Source organism: Ornithobacterium rhinotracheale DSM 15997 (assembly GCF_000265465.1).
In the GTDB taxonomy this organism is placed as follows: Bacteria; Bacteroidota; Bacteroidia; order Flavobacteriales; family Weeksellaceae; genus Ornithobacterium; species Ornithobacterium rhinotracheale.
In genome coordinates this window covers 1,891,123-1,910,624 of the sequence record NC_018016.1, presented here as the reverse complement: position 1 = coordinate 1,910,624, position 19,502 = coordinate 1,891,123, and the positions used below count along the sequence as shown (strand labels likewise).

Annotated in this window: 15 protein-coding genes; 2 read left to right on the top strand and 13 right to left on the bottom strand. The window is 38.3% G+C overall.

Features of this window, described 5'->3' with window-relative positions; all coding sequences use genetic code 11:
• Window positions 1-2: 2 nt before the first annotated feature.
• From ORNRH_RS09095 to ORNRH_RS09050, 11 genes are all read right to left on the bottom strand, one after another.
• Complete coding sequence (locus tag ORNRH_RS09095) at window positions 3-3,314, bottom strand: SusC/RagA family TonB-linked outer membrane protein (protein ID WP_014791558.1); 3,312 nt, start codon at window positions 3,312-3,314, stop codon at window positions 3-5.
• A gap of 342 nt (window positions 3,315-3,656) precedes the next feature.
• A complete protein-coding gene (locus ORNRH_RS09090) occupies window positions 3,657-5,744 on the bottom strand; it encodes a S46 family peptidase (protein WP_375600445.1) in 2,088 nt (695 codons plus the stop codon).
• A 102-nt stretch (window positions 5,745-5,846) separates the two neighbouring features.
• Entirely contained in the window at window positions 5,847-5,987 is a 141-nt protein-coding gene (locus ORNRH_RS12210) for a hypothetical protein (protein WP_155814524.1), read from the bottom strand.
• Between the two features lie 169 nt (window positions 5,988-6,156).
• Window positions 6,157-7,416, bottom strand: coding sequence for a sulfate adenylyltransferase subunit CysN (gene cysN, locus ORNRH_RS09085; RefSeq protein ID WP_014791556.1), 1,260 nt, complete (start codon window positions 7,414-7,416; stop codon window positions 6,157-6,159).
• Window positions 7,417-7,469: 53 nt separating this feature from the next.
• The gene (gene cysD / locus ORNRH_RS09080; RefSeq protein ID WP_014791555.1) at window positions 7,470-8,372 is read right to left on the bottom strand and encodes a sulfate adenylyltransferase subunit CysD; all 903 of its coding nucleotides are present in this window, start codon (window positions 8,370-8,372) and stop codon (window positions 7,470-7,472) included.
• Window positions 8,373-8,376: 4 nt separating this feature from the next.
• The gene (gene cysC / locus ORNRH_RS09075; protein ID WP_014791554.1) at window positions 8,377-8,973 is read right to left on the bottom strand and encodes an adenylyl-sulfate kinase; all 597 of its coding nucleotides are present in this window, start codon (window positions 8,971-8,973) and stop codon (window positions 8,377-8,379) included.
• Window positions 8,974-8,983: 10 nt separating this feature from the next.
• Window positions 8,984-10,744, bottom strand: coding sequence for an SLC13 family permease (locus tag ORNRH_RS09070; RefSeq protein ID WP_014791553.1), 1,761 nt, complete (start codon window positions 10,742-10,744; stop codon window positions 8,984-8,986).
• A gap of 4 nt (window positions 10,745-10,748) precedes the next feature.
• A complete protein-coding gene (cysQ, locus tag ORNRH_RS09065; RefSeq protein ID WP_014791552.1) occupies window positions 10,749-11,531 on the bottom strand; it encodes a 3'(2'),5'-bisphosphate nucleotidase CysQ in 783 nt (260 codons plus the stop codon).
• A gap of 66 nt (window positions 11,532-11,597) precedes the next feature.
• Window positions 11,598-11,906: a hypothetical protein gene (locus ORNRH_RS09060; protein WP_014791551.1), complete on the bottom strand. Its 309-nt coding sequence runs from the start codon at window positions 11,904-11,906 to the stop codon at window positions 11,598-11,600.
• A 29-nt stretch (window positions 11,907-11,935) separates the two neighbouring features.
• Window positions 11,936-12,901 (bottom strand): deoxyhypusine synthase family protein, encoded by a 966-nt coding sequence (locus ORNRH_RS09055; RefSeq protein WP_014791550.1) that lies wholly within the window; start codon window positions 12,899-12,901, stop codon window positions 11,936-11,938.
• A 126-nt stretch (window positions 12,902-13,027) separates the two neighbouring features.
• Complete coding sequence (locus tag ORNRH_RS09050) at window positions 13,028-14,425, bottom strand: type III PLP-dependent enzyme domain-containing protein (RefSeq protein ID WP_014791549.1); 1,398 nt, start codon at window positions 14,423-14,425, stop codon at window positions 13,028-13,030.
• A 107-nt stretch (window positions 14,426-14,532) separates the two neighbouring features.
• Here ORNRH_RS09050 and ORNRH_RS09045 point away from each other — a divergent pair, with 107 nt between their 5' ends.
• Together ORNRH_RS09045 and purE are read left to right on the top strand one after the other, a co-directional pair.
• Window positions 14,533-15,621 carry a 5-(carboxyamino)imidazole ribonucleotide synthase gene (locus tag ORNRH_RS09045; RefSeq protein ID WP_014791548.1) on the top strand — a complete coding sequence of 363 codons (1,089 nt, stop codon included), beginning with the start codon at window positions 14,533-14,535 and terminating at the stop codon, window positions 15,619-15,621.
• Between the two features lie 17 nt (window positions 15,622-15,638).
• Window positions 15,639-16,157 carry a 5-(carboxyamino)imidazole ribonucleotide mutase gene (gene purE / locus ORNRH_RS09040; RefSeq protein ID WP_014791547.1) on the top strand — a complete coding sequence of 173 codons (519 nt, stop codon included), beginning with the start codon at window positions 15,639-15,641 and terminating at the stop codon, window positions 16,155-16,157.
• Window positions 16,158-16,238: 81 nt separating this feature from the next.
• Here purE and ORNRH_RS09035 read toward each other — a convergent pair whose 3' ends face one another.
• Together ORNRH_RS09035 and gldJ are read right to left on the bottom strand one after the other, a co-directional pair.
• Complete coding sequence (locus ORNRH_RS09035; RefSeq protein ID WP_014791546.1) at window positions 16,239-17,519, bottom strand: UDP-N-acetylmuramoyl-tripeptide--D-alanyl-D-alanine ligase; 1,281 nt, start codon at window positions 17,517-17,519, stop codon at window positions 16,239-16,241.
• Between the two features lie 74 nt (window positions 17,520-17,593).
• Window positions 17,594-19,228: a gliding motility lipoprotein GldJ gene (gldJ, locus tag ORNRH_RS09030; RefSeq protein ID WP_014791545.1), complete on the bottom strand. Its 1,635-nt coding sequence runs from the start codon at window positions 19,226-19,228 to the stop codon at window positions 17,594-17,596.
• Between the last annotated feature and the right edge of the window lie 274 nt (window positions 19,229-19,502).

Below are 19,502 nucleotides of genomic sequence, written 5' to 3'. Positions count from 1 at the left end.
AATTATAAATTAGCTCTTAAAGTAAAAGTAATTTGTCTTGGTACTGGACTTGCTACCCCTCCTGAGTTTATAAATTCAGGATCTTGACCATTTAACTTACCATCTGCATACAACAACAATAAGTTTGTACCTTGTAATTTTAACGATAAATCGTTTAGTCCTATTCTTTTAGAGAAGCTTTTATTCACATTGTAAATCAACGAAACTTCTTTTAGTCTCACAAAATCACCTTTAGCAATTCTTAAATCTGAATAATTATAAGAGTTATAGGCTCTACCCAAGTGGCTACCATACTTTTCTTGTTTTTGGATTGAAGCAATTACAGGAACATTAGTTTTCTTTTCATCTCCTGCAACAACCCATCTGTTTTCAAATTCTCTCGGAGTTGCTACTAGATCTGAATATTCATCACTAAATACTGGATCTAATCTCACCACATTTCCAAAAGAATATGTTAAGAATACATTCAACTTAAAGTTTTTGTAAGTAAAGATGTTTCCAAAACTTCCCACATCGGTAGGATCTGCATTTCCTGAATAGATTAAGTAATCTAAATTATCGCTTTGTTGGAAATTAACTCCTTTGTCGGTGATTTCTCCATCTTCGTTCAAGACTAAAGGTAGTCCTTCATCGTTCAATCCTTTAAATGGAATAGAGTAAATAGCACGAACTGGTTTCCCCTCTTTTGCAAATCCATTTCCAGTGAGCAAGCTCATCGCACGCACCCTACCTTCTAGTTTTGTAACTTCGTTTTCGTTATGAGAGTAAACAAATGATGTTACCCATGAGAAATCTTTTGTTTTAATATTGGTAGTATTGATTGAAAGTTCAACTCCGCTTGACTTCATCGCTCCGACATTACCAAATTTAGTTACAACACCTCCTAAACCTTGGGTAATAGTACTTGTAATCAAATCATAGTTATCTCGCTTATACCAATCTAAACTTGTTTGGATTCTTCCTTTTAAGAATTCCGCTTGCAATCCTAAGTTAAGCTCATGTTTCTTTTCATAAGTAAGCTCACTGTTCTCTAATCCATTGATGAACAAACCACTTTCTTTCAATGAAGCTACTGGTCTCCATGGATTATAACTTCTGATATCAACCAAAGAGTTTGTAACCCAAGCTGGACCTCTATCAGCCGTTAAGCTATATGACGCCTTCAATGTTAAGTTCGAAACCACATTTTTTAACGGATCAAAGAAATCTTCTTTTGAAATATTCCAAGCACCTGAAACGTTCCAAGTAGGCAACCATCTTGCACTTCTTGATTTACCTAACTTATTGGTTCCTTCGTAACGCAAAGTACCATTCACTGTATATTTTCTTTTCCAAGAGTATGTAGCATTAGCAAAATATGCTAAGTTTCTATATCGGGTATTGTTAATGCCATAGTATAATGTATTTTCTTCGATTGCTTTTTTAAACAATGGATAAACATAAAATGGTGTTTCTCCCATTGAGTATTGCAATCCCCAACCTGTAAATTCTGTTCTCTTTCTATCAATTGAATTTGACTCGGCTCCTACATAAACATTTACGGTATGAATGTTATTAAATTCATTTTTATACGATGCAGTTGCTCTAAAATCATAACCTAGCATGCTATATCCTACTTTTTCATAAATACCTCCTTTTGGCAAAACAGTAAATGGATTTCCATGCGGATCATCTGGATCTTTATATAGGAACGGATTTCGATCTCTCACTGTAGTCGGTTTATCGGCACGATATGCCATAGCTTGGTTAGAGAACTCTGTAATATTGTGCTCTTGATTAGTGTTTTGATATTTCACCGCTCCTAAAACATTAGCCTCAACATTTCTTAACGGCTTCCATTTTAATTCAGATTGGAATTTCAAATCTGCTACATTTATATCGATATAGTTTTCTTCTAACTCTTTTTTGATATTAAATGGAGCGTAGTTTCTTGTATAATATGCATTTGGATCCAATATTCTTGAACTATTTAAGGCAAAAGAATATGGGTTGATGTCGAAATCACGCTTTACTGTACCTCTCACATAATCGTAATCTTGAGACAAAGTTCCTGGTGCTTTTTGTTTACGATAGCTTCCATTAGTTAATGCTACAAATGTCAATTTATCTGATAATTTATACGATGTATTAAAGTTTGCCGTATATCTATTTACATTACTAGCCAATGTCCATCCTGGATCTACCAAGGCACTTAATGAAGCATAATAGGTTGCCTTCTCGGTACCAGAAGACATACTCACCGAGTGACTCTGCAAAATGTTACTTTTAAACAATTCTTTGAACCAATCTGTATTACGATATTGAATAGGTCTTAAATAAGCAGCCTTTCCTTCATCGTTATTAATAATTTCCGAAAATTGAATCAATTTAGCTAGACGACCAAATTCTCCAGTTTCACGACCATAAGTAAGACTTGAATCCTCTAACCATCCTCCATTTAACATTTCAAGATAAACAGACATCTGCTGTTGTGAATTCATAATATTGAACTGCTTATAGGTAGGTCTTAATCTATAAGTAAATTCTCCCGTATAATTAAATGTACTTACACCAGCTTTACCTCGCTTAGTTGTAATTACAATTACACCAGCCATCGCTCTTGCTCCATAAATAGATGTCGCAGAACCATCTTTTAGTACTTCAATGCTTTCGATATCATTCGGGTTTAAACCAGCGATAGCAGAACTTACTAAAGTTGAAACATCTCCCGATGCCAAATCATCTGCACTTAATTCCACTGGATCTTCTAGCACTACCCCATCTACTACCCAAAGTGGCTTTGAACTACCATAGATAGACGTTGCTCCACGCACTCTAATTTTTGGAGCAGAACCAAATGAACCAGAAACATTCTGTACTGATACCCCCGCAGAACGCCCTTCTAATGCACGACTCGCATCTGGGATACCATCTAATTTAATATCATCTCCTTTCAATCTATCTGCCGCACCTGTAAACAATCGCTTGTCTGTAGTTGTGATCCCTGTTGTTACCACCTCATCAAGCTTAACATCTTTATCACCAGAGGACATCTTTACATCTACCTTCTTTGATTTATCGGTAATCGTTTTCGTTACCGTATCAAATCCGATGAATTCGAATTTTAACTTATCCCCTACAGCTGCAGAAATTTTATAATTTCCCTCTGCATCTGTGTACACACCTTTATCGGCTCCTTCTACATAAACATAGGCATCTGCCAAAGGATACCCACTGGCGTCTACCACTTTTCCCGTAATCACTTTTTCTTGCGCAAATGCGTAACTGCATAAGAACAATGAAAAAATAAAAATCCATAAGTTTTTACTCCTCATATTTTAATTTAAATAGTTTAGTTCGCGAAAATAGAAAAGTAACTACCATAGATGAAATTTTTAACAACTTAATTTATCTAAAAAAACACACAAAAGAATAAAAAACAAACATTTTTCTTAGAATAAAAACAAAAAACACACCGCAAAAATACCATATTAATAAATAAAATTAATCTAAATCATATTTCATATATAATCTTTAAATTAAAGTATAAATAAAACAAAAAATAAAATGTCAACAAAATTAACTATAAAAGCAATTACTTTAACTCACATTTAAGCATAAAAAAGGGAATCACTACAATTAGCAATTCCCCTAGAATTTTATCCTGAAAAATTATATTATTTCAAAATTTTCATCTCTTTGATTAAGCGTTTTGCGCCTGCATATTTATCAATTACGAAAAGTACATAACGCATATCTACCATAATATTTCGGCAGATTTCTGAATCATAGTAGAGGTCGCTCATGGTCCCTTCCCAAACTCGGTCAAAATTCAAACCGATAAGGTTTCCGTTGGCGTCCAAAGCTGGGCTCCCTGAGTTCCCTCCCGTGGTGTGATTTGTAGCGATAAAGTTAACAGGCATTTTTCCTTTTTCTCCATAAATGCCGTAATCTTTTTGCTCAAATAATTCTATCAACTTTGGAGAAACATCAAATTCATAATCGCCTGGAATGTATTTTTCCATAATTCCTTTTAAATAGGTTTTTGGCTCATATTCTACCGCATCGCGTGGCTCGTAGCCTTTTACCTTACCATAGGTTACACGCAATGTTGAGTTGGCATCTGGGAAGAATCTTTTCTCATCTTGCATCAGCTCCAATTGAGCTTTCATGTATGCCATCATTTTTTCATCGATTTTTTGCTGAATTGCTTGGCGGGGCGCAGAAACTTCTTGGTAATAAATCTGAGTTAGGGCTCCTACTTTCTTTACTAAATTATCTTTTTTCAATTCGGCTAAAAATTGATTTTGATTGTCTAATAAGGCTGTGCCTTCTTTCCCTAATTTAAATATAATTGAATTTTGAATGTCTTGTGGCGTGATTGCTAAGCTGTTTGGCGCATAAGTAGCTGGCACTTCTTGGTGATAAAGCTCCCACATTTTTAAAGCCACTTCTTCTTCTACTTGTGGATTGAAGTTTTTGTAAATCCCTTTGAAGTTTTGAGTTACTTTGTCGTAATAATCTTTATCTGTATTCATTAAAAGATTATTGGCATTAAGTGCCATTCTCAAAAGCTGAGAGTTTCTGTAAATTGCCTCCGAAAACATATCTGCCACCAGATTATACTCTTCTACTTCTTTATTTAGTTTGCCCAAATCGGCAATCAAAGTAGGGTATTCGTCGCAAGGCTTGTTTTTATTTTGCTTACATTTTTTATTGATTTTTTCTTGCAATCTTTGCTCGTAAGCTTTTTTATGTTCCACGGCGTTGGATTTTTGAATCCCTTGCGATTCTCCGATCCATTTTTTCCAATAGTTGGCAATGCTTGCATAGGTGGCTGCGTATTGAATTTTGGTTTTCTGATCGGCTTTCATGTATTTATCCATAATTTTCAAGGCATTGTCTCTCACTTTGATTTTGGCAGGATTTAATACATTCACTACTTGCTCTAGCGATGAGGCTGGCAAATACTCGTCGGTGGTTCCTGGGAAACCGAACACGAAGGTGAAATCGCCCTCGTTGATTCCTTTAATATTTATAGGTAAAAAATGTTCTGGCTTATATGGAACATTGTCTTTGGAATATTCTGCTGGGCGATTGTTCTTATCTGCATAGATTCTAAAGATTGAGAAATCGCCTGTGTGTCTTGGCCAAACCCAGTTGTCGGTATCGCTACCGAATTTCCCGATGCTGCTCGGTGGAGCTCCTACCAAACGAACATCTTTAAAGGTTTCTGTTACGAAAAGATAGTATTTATTTCCTTTGTAAAAGGGTTTTACCATTACTTCTTGCCATGGCTGTTTGGGATAATTATTTTTAATTTTCTCGATGGCTTGCTTTGTTAGTTCCGCTAGTTGATTTTTCCCTGCTTTCACGGCAGTGGCTTCTTTCACTTGCGGGGTTATGTCTTTTATATCGACTATAAAAGTGGCAGTAAGCCCTGGGTTGGGCAATTCCTCGGCGTTGCTTTTTGCCCAGAATCCATCTTTTAAATAATCGTGTTCTACGCTTGAGTGCGCTTGGATTTGTCCATATCCACAGTGGTGATTGGTGAGCAAGAGCCCTTGTGGCGAAATCACCTCGGAGGTACACCCTCCGCCAAAGTGCGCTACGGCGTCTTTGATACTTGGGGCGTTGGGATTGAAAATATCTTTTGCCGAAATTTTCATGCCCATTTCCTTCATTTCTTTTTCGTTTAGCTCATTAGGAATCCACATTCCGCCACTTTTTTGGGCAAATGCAAATCCTACTACTAGACTTAGCATTAAACTTAATTTAATCTGGATTCTATTCATATTTTTTTCATTTATAAACGATTTATTTATTCTATTCTTCTTTAAAAATCCTTTTTCTGAGGCATATTCTTTTTAAACGCTACTAAAAATTGCATTATTACATGCCGTTTTCCTGTCGCCATAGGGCATTCTTCTGTTGCCGTGGGTCATTCTTCTGCCGCCATAGGGCGTTCTTCTATCGCCGTAAGTCATTTTCCTGTCGCCGTAGGTCATTCTTCTATCGCCGTGAGCCGCTTTCCTATTTTTTCACAACATTTTGCGCCGCCCATTGCAATTCTTCTATCGCCCAGCTTAATTTATTAAAAAACTCACAATCTCAACTTTTAGCTTTAGCTATATTTAATATATAAAAAGGTGATATGCTATTCATTTTCTTTTATTTCTAGCAAATCATTCCTGCCGCCACGGTCTCGTTGGTAGTTTCATCGATTAAAATCAAACTTCCCGTGATTCGGTTTTCTCTATATTTATCGGCAAAAAGTGGTTTGGTGGTTCTTAATTTCACTCGAGCAATGTCGTTCATTGTTAATTGCTTGTCTTCCTCGTTACGGTTTAGCGTGTTCACATCTACCTTGTACACCACTTCTTTAATCATGGCTTTCACCTCGTTGGTCGTGTGTTTTAGATAATATTTCCCTCGTGGGTGTGCTGGTTTTTGATTGAACCAGCAAAGCATAACATCTATATCTTGCGTGCTTTCTGGCTGATTGTTTTTCTTTACAATCATATCGCCACGGCTCACATCTATATCATCTTCTAGCGTAAGTGCTACCGACATGGGCGGATAGGCTTCTTGCAAATCGCCGTCGTGGGTGTGGATTGATTTCACTTTTGAGGAAAAACCTGATGGCAACACCTCTACCTCATCGCCTACACGCACGATTCCGCTGGCTACTTGCCCGGCATAGCCTCTAAAATCGTGAAAGGCATCGCTGTGCGGACGAATCACGGTTTGCACAGGGAAACGCATATCGATAAAGTTTTGGTCGCTTGCGATGTGTATGGTTTCTAGCGTATCGAGCAAAGTGCGCCCTTGATACCAAGGCATTTTATCTGACTTGTCTACCACATTGTCGCCATGCAAGGCAGAAATCGGAATGTAGTGCACATCTTTTATCGTCATTTTAGACGAAAAATCATCGTATTGTGCAATGACTTTGTTAAAGGCTTCTTCGCTATAATCCACCAAATCCATTTTGTTCACACACACCACCAAGTGCGGAATTTGCAACAAAGAGGCAATATAAGAGTGGCGTTTGGTCTGTTCAATTACACCATTTCTGGCATCAACCAAAATTATGGCAAGATTGGCAGTAGATGCGCCCGTAACCATATTTCTGGTGTACTGAATGTGCCCTGGAGTGTCTGCGATGATGAATTTTCTTTTAGGCGTAGAAAAATAGCGATACGCCACATCAATGGTGATTCCTTGCTCGCGCTCGTCTTTGAGCCCGTCGGTCAATAACGAAAAATCGATTTGCTCCAAACCTTTTTTGCGTGAGCTTGATTCTACTGCATTTAATTGATCTTGAAATATAGATTTAGAATCGTATAACAATCGCCCGATGAGTGTACTTTTTCCGTCGTCTACACTCCCTGCGGTTGTAAATCTTAATAATTCTCTTTCAGTATTATTTGTCATTTTTATTTTAAGCTTTTAATTATAATTGAAGAAATATTTTTTTGGCTAAAAAATTAAAAATATCCTTCTTTTTTGCGATCCTCCATTGCGGTATCGCTTCGCTTGTCATCGGCGCGGTTACCTCTTTCTGTGCTGCGAGTAGTTGTCACTTCGTTTACAATTTTCTGTAAAGTATCGGCATCAGACTCTATTCCACCCGTAATGGTGATGTCGCCAAGTGTTCTAAAGCGCACTTGCTTTTTCACGATTTCCTCGCCTTCTCTTAATTGTAAAAACTCTGAATTTGGAATCCAAGAATTATTTCTCCACACCACCTCGCGCTCGTGCGCAAAATACATCAACGGCAATGGAATGTTTTCTTCCAAAATGTAATTCCAAATATCCATCTCTGTCCAGTTAGAAATCGGGAACACTCTAAAATGCTCGCCCATATTCTTTTTACCATTAAATAAATGCCACAATTCTGGACGCTGATTTTTAGGGTCCCATTGTCCAAAATCATCTCGGTGCGAGAAAAATCTTTCTTTGGCTCTGGCTTTTTCCTCATCACGGCGACCACCGCCCATGCAGGCATCAAACTGGTATTCTTCTATCGTGTCGAGCAAAGTGGTGGTTTGCAATTTATTTCTACTTGCATTGATTCCCGTTTCCTCCTGCACGCGCCCTTCATCAATCGACTTCTGCACAGAGCCCACAATCAGCTGCACGCCCAATTCTTTTACCAAATTATCGCGGTATTCTATCGCTTCAGGGAAATTGTGCCCCGTGTCTATATGCACGAGCGGAAAAGGAATTTTGGCAGGCGAAAAGGCTTTTTTGGCTAAATGCGTCATCACAATGCTATCTTTTCCCCCAGAGAAAAGAATGGCAGGATTATCAAATTGCGCAAAAACCTCTCGAATTACAAATATGGATTCTGCTTCTAATTGCTTTAAATATGATAATTTATATCCCATAATCTTATTGAATTTTCTCGAATGCCAAATGTACTAATTTTTTTAAGCTTTCGGCAGGTGTTTCGGTATCTGTTTTAATTATTAAATCATTTTGGGCAGGAATTTCAAAGGGTGCAGAAATCCCTGTAAAGTTTTTAATTTCACCTTTTTTGGCTTTTTCATACAAGCCTTTTACATCGCGCTGCGCACAAACTTCTACTGGACAATCCACGAAAATATGCACAAAATCGTTTTCTCCCACAATTTGGCGAAGGCTCTCGCGCTCGGCTTCGTAGGGCGTAATGAAGGCAGCAAGCACAATCACGCCCGCGTCTACAAAAAGTTTGGCAACTTCCCCAATTCGGCGTAGGTTTTCCTTTCGGTCTTCGGCACTGAACCCTAAGTCTTTGTTTAAACCAAATCGGATATTATCTCCGTCTAAAACATAGGTTTTAAAACCTTTTTGGTGCAATTCCACCTCAAGCAAATTGGCTAAACTCGATTTTCCCGAACCCGATAAACCCGAAAACCAAAATACTTTGCCTTTTTGATTGTTGAGTTTTTCGCGCTCGGCACGCGTGATTTTATAATTTTGCTGTACTATATTTTCGCTTTTAGTCATAATTAAATTTTTAAATTAAATGATAAATTAAGGCGATGCTTACCAAACATGCGATGGAATAAATCACCGTCATCGGCACGCCTATTTTTATAAAATCTTTGAATTTATAGCCGCCCACGCCATAAATCATCAAATTGGTTTGGTAGCCAAACGGCGTAATAAGGGCACAAGAGGCTCCAAAGGCTATCGCCAAAAACAGGGCTTGCGCTGGCATATTCAGCTCTCGGCTGATTTCAAACGCAATGGGAAACACTATGGAAATTGCCGCAACATTGGTAACAAACGAAGTGAGAATCAGCGTTAAAAGATACACACCGATTAAAATCCCAATCTTATCGTATTGCTGAAAAATACTGAGCACAAAATCGCCAATCCATTTGGCTCCTCCCGTATCCATAAAGGCGGTGCCAATGGCAATGGAACTGCCTAAAATCAGAAATAAATCGATATTTAAATTGTTTTTTAATTGCGTAGAGTTATACATTTTCAGCGCGAAAAATGCGGAAAGAATGACCAAAAGCGAGACAAAAAAGTCTAAAATCTTAAATACCGAAAGTCCTAAAGCCAAAACCGAAACAGCAAGCAAAATGGCACTTTTCCAAAACGGAATTTTCTTGATTTCGTCTTTTTCCTCCAATACATAAATGTTGGTATTATTTTGCACCAACTGCGCAAAATGCTCTCCTGTGGTGAGCATCAACAAGTCTCCGTATGCCAATCGGATTTCTCCTAATTTTCCTCGCAAGCGTTCCCCATTTCGGTGAATAGCGATTACGGCTGCATCGTATTTCTCACGGAATCGGCTTTCCTTTAAAGTGCGCCCCGCCAAATTGGAATTATACGGAATTAAGGTTTCCACCACTTTTAAATCTCCTTTCAGATTAAACCTTTCGGTTTTTGGGAACACAAATCCGTTTTTCTCTTTCACGATTTCCACAATGTGTTGCGTGTCGCCTGCAAAAAACAACAAATCATTGGGCTGCAAAGTTTCTTGTGGCGAAACGGGCGAAATTGTTTTTCCATCTCTAAAAATTTCTACCAAATACACCCCGAGCAAATTCCTTAAACCTGCTTCTTCCACGGTATGTCCCACGACTTGGGCATTGGGTTTTAGCGAAATTTCTACTAAATATTCTTTTAAATTTTCTTTGATATCAATTGCACTTTTTCTCGCAGGCAAAATTTTATAAGCAAAAAATACCATGAAAATCAAACATGCCACGCAGGTTACAAGCCCTGGCAATAGGAAATCGAACATGGTAAAGGCTTTGATGCCTCGGCTCTCGATAAACCCGTTAAGCACCAAATTGGTCGAAGTTCCAATTGTGGTGAGCATGCCTCCCGTAATGGCGGCATAGGACAGCGGAATCAAGAATTTAGACGGTGCTTGCCCGTGGCGTTTGCTCCAGTGCGTGATGTAGGGAATCATGAGTGCCACAATGGGCGTATTGTTCATAAATGCAGAAATGAACGAAACCCAGCTCGTAGTCTGAAATAAGAAATATTTGGGCTTATTTTCTTGCGTAAATATTTTATCTAAATACTTGACGATATTATAATTAAAATTAATCGCCGAAGTGAGCAAAATCAACACGAAAATTATGGCAATGGACTTATTGGCAAAACTGCTCAAAAAAGTTTTGGGATCGAGCACATTAAACACCATCAGCACCAATGCTGAAAGCAGAAATAACATAGACGAACGCACTTTGTCGGTGGCTAAGCCCACGACCAAAACTAACAGCACAATTATGACCAAATACATCTGCATACGCCTATACTTCTCCTACCAAAAAATAGGGATTTAATAGATTTTCTTTGTTATACGCAATTGGCTCGCCCGTTTCAGCCTGAACTACGGAAACGCCTGCAAATCGGCAAATGGCATGCCCCGCAGCTATGTCCCACTCCATTGTGGGGGCAAATCGGGGATACACATGTGCTTTGGATTCCGCGACCAAACATAATTTAAGCGAACTGCCCATAGAAATTCTCTCTACGGATTGATATTTTAAATTTAATTTTTGAATGAATTTTTCCGTCGGCTCGTTGAGATGCGAGCGACTTGCCACTACCACGACATTCTCCTGCGGCTTTTGGTAATATAACTTTTGGGCTAAATCCTTTGAAAATTCCGAATATTGGGTAATTTTTTCTTGTTTAAAGCTTCCCGTTTCATCAGCAAAATAAAGCCATTTTAAGCATGGTGCATAAATTACGCCCAAAACGGGTGTTCCATTTTCGATTAAGGCTATATTTACGGTGAACTCTCCGTTTCTATTTACAAACTCCTTGGTGCCGTCCAACGGGTCTACGAGCCAAAAGCGAGCCCAATCTTTGCGCAAAGCGTATTTCTCCTGCTGCATTTCTTCGCTAATGATCGGAATTTGGGTGTTTTTCAGAAAATCTACAATCACACGATTGGACGCCAAATCTGCCTGCGTGAGTGGAGACTCATCTGCCTTATGCTCTACTGCAAAATCTTGCTCATAAATCTTTAAAATCTCCTGCCCTGCTTGCAAGGCTGCTTGTATTGCTTTTTGCAAAAGCTCGTTCATAAAAAAAGGTTTACATTACAAAAATACGCAATGCAAACCTTTTATTAAATATTAATTTTCAAAAATTTATTCTTCTACTGCACTTGGATCTGGCCCTTCAAATGTTACATCATCATCAAAGAATGGCTCATCGTCGTCATCTTCAAACTCCTCCATCACGATTTCTAGACGCTGGCTGATTTTCACCAAATACACAGTATCCTCTGTCTGAACTTCCACCGCTTCTACGGTTTCGCCTTTAGCATTTTTAAACACAATAACATCTTGATCCCCGTATCCATCTGGAAATTTCTCTACCAAAAGGCTCAAAATCTCATTATTCAATTTTTTGTAATCAACGATTACTCTCTTCTTGGGGCATGGTTTCTTACTCATATCTTTTTCTCTATGTTTTTTATTCTAATTTACATGTCTAGCAAATAAGCAAACATCAACGGTGCAACGATTGTAGCGTCTGATTCCACAATGAATTTTGGCGTATCTATGTCTAATTTTCCCCAAGTGATTTTCTCATTTGGCACGGCTCCAGAGTAGCTACCATAAGATGTGGTAGAATCTGAAATTTGACAGAAATAGCTCCAGAATGGTGTATCTGTTCTTTCCAAATCTTGATAAAGCATAGGCACTACACAGATTGGGAAATCTCCTGCGATACCTCCTCCGATTTGGAAGAATCCGATTCCGTTTTGTGAATTTTCGGTGTACCAATCTGCCAAGAATGTCATATACTCAATTCCTGATTTCATGGTACTTGCTTTTAACTCGCCTTTCATCACATAACTTGCAAAAATGTTCCCCATCGTGCTGTCTTCCCACCCTGGTACTACGATTGGTAAATTTTTCTCGGCAGCAGCATACATCCAGCTGTCTTTGATATCGATTTCGTAATATTGCTCAAGCACGCCTGAAAGCAACATCTTATACATAAACTCGTGCGGAAAATATCTTTCGCCTTTTTCTTCAGCATCTTTCCAGATTTTGAAAATGTGTTTTTGCAATCTTCTGAAGGCTTCTTCTTCTGGAATACAAGTATCTGTTACACGGTTCAGTCCTTTGTCCAATAATTCTCTTTCTTCTGCTGGAGTTAAATCTCTGTAATGTGGCACTCTTTTGTAGTGTGAATGCGCTACAAGGTTCATGATGTCTTCTTCCAAGTTGGCACCTGTACATGAAACGATATGCACTTTATCTTGGCGTATCATTTCTGCAAAGATTTTCCCTAACTCGGCAGTACTCATAGCTCCTGCCATGCTCACTAGCATTTTACCACCGTTTTTAAGCTGCTCGTCGTAGGCTTTTGCGGCATCTACCAAAGTAGCAGCATTAAAGTGCAAATAATATTTCTGAATAAAGTCTGATATTGCTCCCATTTTAATAATGTTTTTTATTGTTTTCTGAATTTTGCCGCAAATTAAAAAGTTTTAAAATTCTCTTGCAACATAATTCGGGTTATTTGTCTTTTTTTTAATAATTTATTTTCTTTCAAATTTAGCCTCCTACTCCTCGTAGCCCAAAATGTCCATAAAACTCTCTGCAGATTGCTGCTTGGAGAATAATTTGGTCGTGATATTTCCGTTTTCGTCTTTATCAATCAAAATGTGTTTTGGCTTTGGGATTAAGCAGTGTTGCAAACCGCCAAATCCCCCAATGGTATCTTGATACGCCCCCGTGTTGAAAAATCCAATATAGAGCGGTTTATCTTTTTTAAATTTAGGCAAGAAAATAGCGTTTAAGTTCTGTTCCGAATTGTAATAATCATCGCTATCACAAGTCAATCCGCCTAAAAGCACTCGCTCATACTCGTCGTTCCAGCGGTTGATGGCAAGTAGCACAAAACGCTTACTGATCGCCCAGCTATCTGGCAAAGTAGTGATAAATGAAGAATCGATCATGTTCCATTTTTCGCGATCGTTCTGTTGCTTTTGATACAAAATTTGGTAAATCGCTCCACCACTTTCGCCCACAGTGAAACTACCAAACTCGGTATAAAGATGTGGCACTTCTACGCCTGCGTTTTCGCAATATTGCTTAATTTGATTCACAATCTCATTTGCCATGTAGGCATAATCATAGGTAAAGTGCAAGGTGTTTTTAATCGGGAAACCACCCCCGATGTTCAAACTATCGAGCGTAGGGCAGATTTTCTTTAAATCCACATATACTTTCAAACATTTAGTAAGCTCACTCCAATAATACGCCGTGTCTCTAATTCCTGTATTGATGAAGAAATGGAGCATTTTCAGGCTCACTTTTTTATTATCTCTCAGTTCTTTTTTGTAGAACGGCACAATGTCGCGATACCCAATCCCTAAACGAGAGGTATAAAACTCGAATTTAGGTTCTTCCTCAGATGCGATACGGATCCCTACTTGGTATTTTCCTTTAATCGCTTCGTTTAAAAGATTTAGCTCTTCGTAATTATCAATAATTGGCAAGCATTTTTTGTGCCCGTTATTGATTAATCTTGCAATGTTTTCAATGTATTGATCTCGCTTAAAACCATTGCACACAATCCAGTTTTTCTTTGTTATTTTTCCAGACTTCATCAGAGACTCCACGATATTGATGTCAAACGCGGAACTGGTCTCTATGTGAATATCATTTTTAAGTGCTTCGTTCAGCACAAACGAAAAATGCGAACTTTTGGTGCAGTAGCAATAATTATAAGTAGCACCATAGTTATGCTCTTTAATGGCATCATTGAACCATTTTTTAGCTTTTTTTATATTTTCAGAGATTTTTGGCAAGTAAGTAAATTTTAGCGGAGCCCCATATTCTTCAATCAAGCCCATTAAATCAATACCATGAAACCTTAAATTGGCACCATCTAAAGTAAACTCCTCTTGCGGGAAATAGTAAGTTTGGTCTATTAAGTCAAAATACTTTAATTTCATTTATTCTGTCTATTCTTGTTGAATTGCAAATTTTAAAAAAAAATTTACTTTGTGGTAGGTTTTGAACAATAAATTTTAATTAATTTTACTGCACAGATATTTTTTATATGAAAAAAATTGGAATTTTAGGTGGCGGACAATTGGGTAGAATGTTCATTCAGAATGCCTTAAATTATCCCTACGAAATTTTCATTCTCGATCCCAATCCCGAGGCACCTTGTAGCCAAATTGCAGACCATTTTGTGTGTGGCGATTTCAACGATTACCAGAGCGTAATGGATTTTGCCCAGCAAGTGGACATCGTGGGCATAGAGATAGAACATGTAAATCTCAAAGCTCTTCGCGAACTGAAAAAACAAGGCAAAACCGTAATTCCAGATCCAGATGTTTTGGAAATAATTCAAGACAAAGGCAAACAGAAAGATTTTTATTTAAAAAATAATATTCCCACCGCTCCATTGAAGGAAAAAAATGATTTCCCCGTGGTGCAGAAACTCTGCAAAGGCGGCTATGATGGTAAAGGCGTTCAGATTTTAAAAGATGAAAAAACTAAGGCTTGGGAAGAAAATTCAATTTTTGAAGCTTTAGCCGATTTAAAAATGGAACTCGCCGTGATTGTGGCTCAAAATGCCGATGGAGAGCGTGCTGTGTATCCAGTTGTGGAACAAGTCTTTAATCCAACATATAATTTATTAGATTATTTAATCACTCCCGCTCGCATTTCGCCCGAAGAAGAAGAAAATGCCAAGCAGATTGCGCTGGAGGTAGTAAAAGCTTTTGATTCCCCAGGGATTTATGCCGTAGAATTATTTTTAAATAATGATGGCAGCATTTGGGTAAATGAAACTGCTCCACGCGTGCACAATAGCGGGCACGCTACGATTGAGGCAGCTTATTCTTCTCAGTTTGATATGATGCTCCGCACCTTGGTCAATTTACCACTTGGCAACACAGATTTAAAATGCAAAGCTGCCATGCTGAATTTAATCGGAGCACCAAATCATGAGGGGGCTAGCTACATCAAAGGGCTAAACGATGCGCTAAAATTGCCAGGGTTCAGCATTCACTGGTATGGCAAAAAACTCACAAGCCCAGGGCGAAAAATGGGACACGCCACTTTTTGCGGGAACAACTGGGACGAAATCATTAGCCAAATTGAAAAAGTGAAAAAAGAAGTAGAAATCATTAATCAATAATTAAAAAATAGAAAATTATGCACATAGAAAAACCAACCGTATCTATCGTGATGGGAAGCCAAAGCGATTTACCTAAAATGCAGGCTGCTGCAGAAATTTTACAAGAACTCGGCATCACTTTTGAGCTCACACTCGTGTCTGCACACCGCACTCCAGAACGCATGTTTGAATACGCCAAAGGTGCCGCAGAACGAGGTGTAAAAGTAATCATCGCAGGTGCTGGCGGAGCGGCTCACTTGCCAGGCATGGTTGCATCGCTCACGACTTTGCCTGTGATTGGCGTGCCTATCCACTCAAGCAACTCCATCGATGGCTGGGATAGCGTGCTAAGCATTCTACAAATGCCAAACGGAATTCCCGTGGCTACCGTGGCACTCGACGCTGCTAAAAATGCCGGACTGCTTGCGGCAAGAATAGTCGGTGCGTTTGAGCCTGAAGTGGCTAAAGCTGTGGCAGAGTATCAGCAATCTTTGAAAGAGAAAGTGGAAGAAAACATCTTGGAGGTGAAAGGACAATTCGCTAATGGATTTGACTAAAATTTCCTTTCCTCCTAAAAACACAAAAAGCCGATTTTCTAAAAAATCGGCTTTTTTAATATTTTTTAAATAATTTTAAAATTACAATTCTGGAAGGATTTTCTCCAATTGCATACCGCGTGAGCCTTTGATTAAAATGCTTTGTGATTGCACATGATTTTCTCGGATAAAGGCTAAAAATTTCTCTTTGGTTTTAAAAGTCAATACAGCTAATTCTGGATTTGTATTGGCACTAAAATTTTCTCCAATTAAAAAGATTTCGTCAAAATTTAAATCTTTTGCTAATTGAGCTACTTTCTGGTGTTCTTCGGCAGAAAACGCCCCCAATTCAAACATATCGCCTAGCACAACTGCCTTGGTGCCATCGTAATACGAAAAGTGCTTTAAAGCAACTTCCATACTGCTCGGATTGGCGTTATAGGCATCCATAATGATTTTCTTGCCATTTTGTTCAATCGTCTGCGAGCGGTTAATTGTTGGGTTATAAGCTTCTATTGCTTTTTTAATTTCAGGAAACTCTACACCAAAATATCGCGCAATGGTTGTTGCCGCGGCGATATTGTTTTGGTTATAATTTCCCACCAAATTGGATTGAATCAGCGTTTCGTCTGCCTCAACTCCGGCTTTTCCTTCTTTTAAAATTCGCTTGTATTGATAATCGGCTTCGTTTTCAAATGCAAAACTAATGATCTCCATTCCATTGGTTTGCTTGATTTGCTTTGCATCGTCTTTGTTAATGAATGCCTTTCCATTGTGCGCACGCAAGAAATCATACAACTCAGATTTTGCCTTTACCACACCTTCCTCGCTACCAAATCCCTCTAAATGTGCTTTTCCAAAATTGGTAATATAGCCAAAATTTGGTGCTGCAATTTCGCAAAGTTGAGCAATTTCTCGTGGATGATTTGCACCCATTTCTACTACTGCCAAATCGTGTGATTTGTTTAGGCTTAACAAAGTAAGCGGCACGCCAATATGATTGTTTAAATTCCCTTGCGTGAACGCCACATTGAATTTTGCGCCCAAGGCTTGAGCGATTAATTCTTTGGTCGTCGTCTTGCCATTACTTCCAGTGAGCGAAATGATTTTTATGCCTAATTCTTTTCTATGGAAATGTGCTAAATCTTGCAAAAACTTCAAACTATTTTCCACCAAAAATATGTTTTTAGCCATATTTTCAAATGCTGCCTCGTCCACAATAGCGGCAACAGCTCCTTGCTCAATGGCTTTTTCGGCATAGGCGTTGCCGTTAAAGTTTTCTCCTTTTAGCGCGATAAAAATATCGCCTTTTTCGATTTTTCGGGAATCGGTCGAGATTTTTAATCCGTCTTTAAATTTATGATAGAAATCTTCTACTTTCATGTGTTTTTTATTTTATTAAAAAAAGAGATTCAATCTTATTTTGAACCTCTTTTTTCTATTGAATTTACATTCGATTATCTTTGTTTTACAACGCCTCTTTTAGTTCGGGTTGCTTCGTTAGCTCCTGTGTAATCTTGCGCCACACGGAAACCAATCCAAGAGGTTGCTGAGCCCTCGTCAAGGAATCGTCTTTGCCCTGGTTCTAACCAATAAATATTGTCTTTCCAAGATCCTCCTTTAATAACTCTAGTTCTGTTGCTGATCTCTGTATATCTCTGTTTTGGATCTTTTTCTAGCACTACACGCCCATCATCTGTCACTCTAAATCTTCTTGCTGGCGAGTTATACATATTTGGGTCTGTAGCATTCGGATCTGTTTCAGCTTTTCCGATATCCAAAGATGAACGATAGTCCCCATCTTCGTAATCTCTAGCATCTTCCACCACTTCCTTTTTGTAGGCTCCTGGCAGAGCTTTTGCTAATAACTGTCCATTATTTAAAGTATCATAAGCTACTTCGCCTTCTTTGTATACTTCAAAATCGCCATTGCCATTTTGAATTTTGCGGGTATAAATATTTCCTCTAAAGTAGTTAAAATCACTCGCAGTTTCGTCAATCAATGGTCTGTACACATCTGCCACCCATTCGGCAACATTTCCTAACATTCCATAAAGACCAAACTCATTAGATGGGTATTGTTTAACATCGTTTGTAACCGCAAAACCGTCATTACCCCAACCTCCAATACCTGAGTAATCTCCACGACCACGCTTAAAGTTTGCCATAAACTCTCCACGCTTTCTTCCTCTCTGTTGTCTGATTTCGTTTTGAGCGATTGGTTTTCCTAGGTAGCTGTTATAAATTCTATCTCCTGGCAATGCTAGTGCAGCATATTCCCATTCCGCCTCGGTAGGAAGTCTGAATGCTGGAACTAATCCTGCATGCATGCTCATTCTATAATTAATTCTAGAATTTTTGGTCTTAATTTTTAAGTTTTTCATGATTTTAGCTGAATCAATTACGCCATCGCCATGAAATACTTGCCCAGGATTTTGCTGGAATTTTTCGGTATTAAAGTGATTTGCACCCAAGTTCACATCTTCGTTTAGGTATAAATCTTTGTTTATATACCCTTTATCCATCATAGCTTTTTCGTTTGCACGGTCTGTCAACCAATCACAATAACGAACCGCCTGTAACCAAGTTACTCCCACTACTGGATAGTAATCAAAAGATGGATTTCTTAAATACTCGTGCGAGTATAAATCGTTACGAGAAAGTTTATTTCCCCAAACCAAGGTATCTGGCTTGATACCATCGTTGATGTTTTTATTCTCTGGATTTGTGGTAGGGAATACATAATTGATCCAAGACATGTATTCTCTATACGCAATGTTTGTAACCTCTGTGTCTCCCATGTAGAAAGAGCGTACCTGCATGCGGCGTGGGGTATTATCCCAGTTACGCATCACATCGGTTTTCACTTGCCCCATGGTAAAAGTTCCTCCCTCAATGTAAACCATTCCTTGAGAGGCCTTTTGTTTTTCTTTTTTACCTTGGAAGAACCAACCTTTTTTATCATTTGGTTTCCAACCAGTACGACTAGTATAACTTTTAGTTCCACCGCCTGTTTTCCCGCTTCTTCCACAGCTTGAGAAACTTACGAAGGCTAGCAGTCCTAAAACATAAATGAACTTATTTTTATTCATTCGTATAATTTTAATTACTAATTTCACTCAATAATATAACCTTGCAAAGAAAAAAATTTAGTTTGAATATTGCAATTTTTATTTAAGCTTTTTATTCAATACGCTACTTTGCTCAAGGTCATAAATTCCCCGCAAAGATATGTATTTTAATTAATTTATGTATTAAGCTAAAATATAATTTATAAACTTTGGCGAAATTATTTTTATTCCATTGTTTTATTCCCTTTCCAAGAACTATGGGTTGAATGCGCAGTTTTAACGATTTCTATACATA

Coding starts and splice junctions, on each gene's coding strand:
- ORNRH_RS09095 (WP_014791558.1), bottom strand. CDS start 3,314: ATGAGGAGTAAAAACTTATGGATTTTTATTTTTTCATTGTTCTTATGC.
- ORNRH_RS09090 (WP_375600445.1), bottom strand. CDS start 5,744: ATGCTAAGTCTAGTAGTAGGATTTGCATTTGCCCAAAAAAGTGGCGGA.
- ORNRH_RS12210 (WP_155814524.1), bottom strand. CDS start 5,987: ATGACCTACGGCGACAGGAAAATGACTTACGGCGATAGAAGAACGCCC.
- cysN (WP_014791556.1), bottom strand. CDS start 7,416: ATGACAAATAATACTGAAAGAGAATTATTAAGATTTACAACCGCAGGG.
- cysD (WP_014791555.1), bottom strand. CDS start 8,372: ATGGGATATAAATTATCATATTTAAAGCAATTAGAAGCAGAATCCATA.
- cysC (WP_014791554.1), bottom strand. CDS start 8,973: ATGACTAAAAGCGAAAATATAGTACAGCAAAATTATAAAATCACGCGT.
- ORNRH_RS09070 (WP_014791553.1), bottom strand. CDS start 10,744: ATGCAGATGTATTTGGTCATAATTGTGCTGTTAGTTTTGGTCGTGGGC.
- cysQ (WP_014791552.1), bottom strand. CDS start 11,531: ATGAACGAGCTTTTGCAAAAAGCAATACAAGCAGCCTTGCAAGCAGGG.
- ORNRH_RS09060 (WP_014791551.1), bottom strand. CDS start 11,906: ATGAGTAAGAAACCATGCCCCAAGAAGAGAGTAATCGTTGATTACAAA.
- ORNRH_RS09055 (WP_014791550.1), bottom strand. CDS start 12,901: ATGGGAGCAATATCAGACTTTATTCAGAAATATTATTTGCACTTTAAT.
- ORNRH_RS09050 (WP_014791549.1), bottom strand. CDS start 14,425: ATGAAATTAAAGTATTTTGACTTAATAGACCAAACTTACTATTTCCCG.
- ORNRH_RS09045 (WP_014791548.1), top strand. CDS start 14,533: ATGAAAAAAATTGGAATTTTAGGTGGCGGACAATTGGGTAGAATGTTC.
- purE (WP_014791547.1), top strand. CDS start 15,639: ATGCACATAGAAAAACCAACCGTATCTATCGTGATGGGAAGCCAAAGC.
- ORNRH_RS09035 (WP_014791546.1), bottom strand. CDS start 17,519: ATGAAAGTAGAAGATTTCTATCATAAATTTAAAGACGGATTAAAAATC.
- gldJ (WP_014791545.1), bottom strand. CDS start 19,228: ATGAATAAAAATAAGTTCATTTATGTTTTAGGACTGCTAGCCTTCGTA.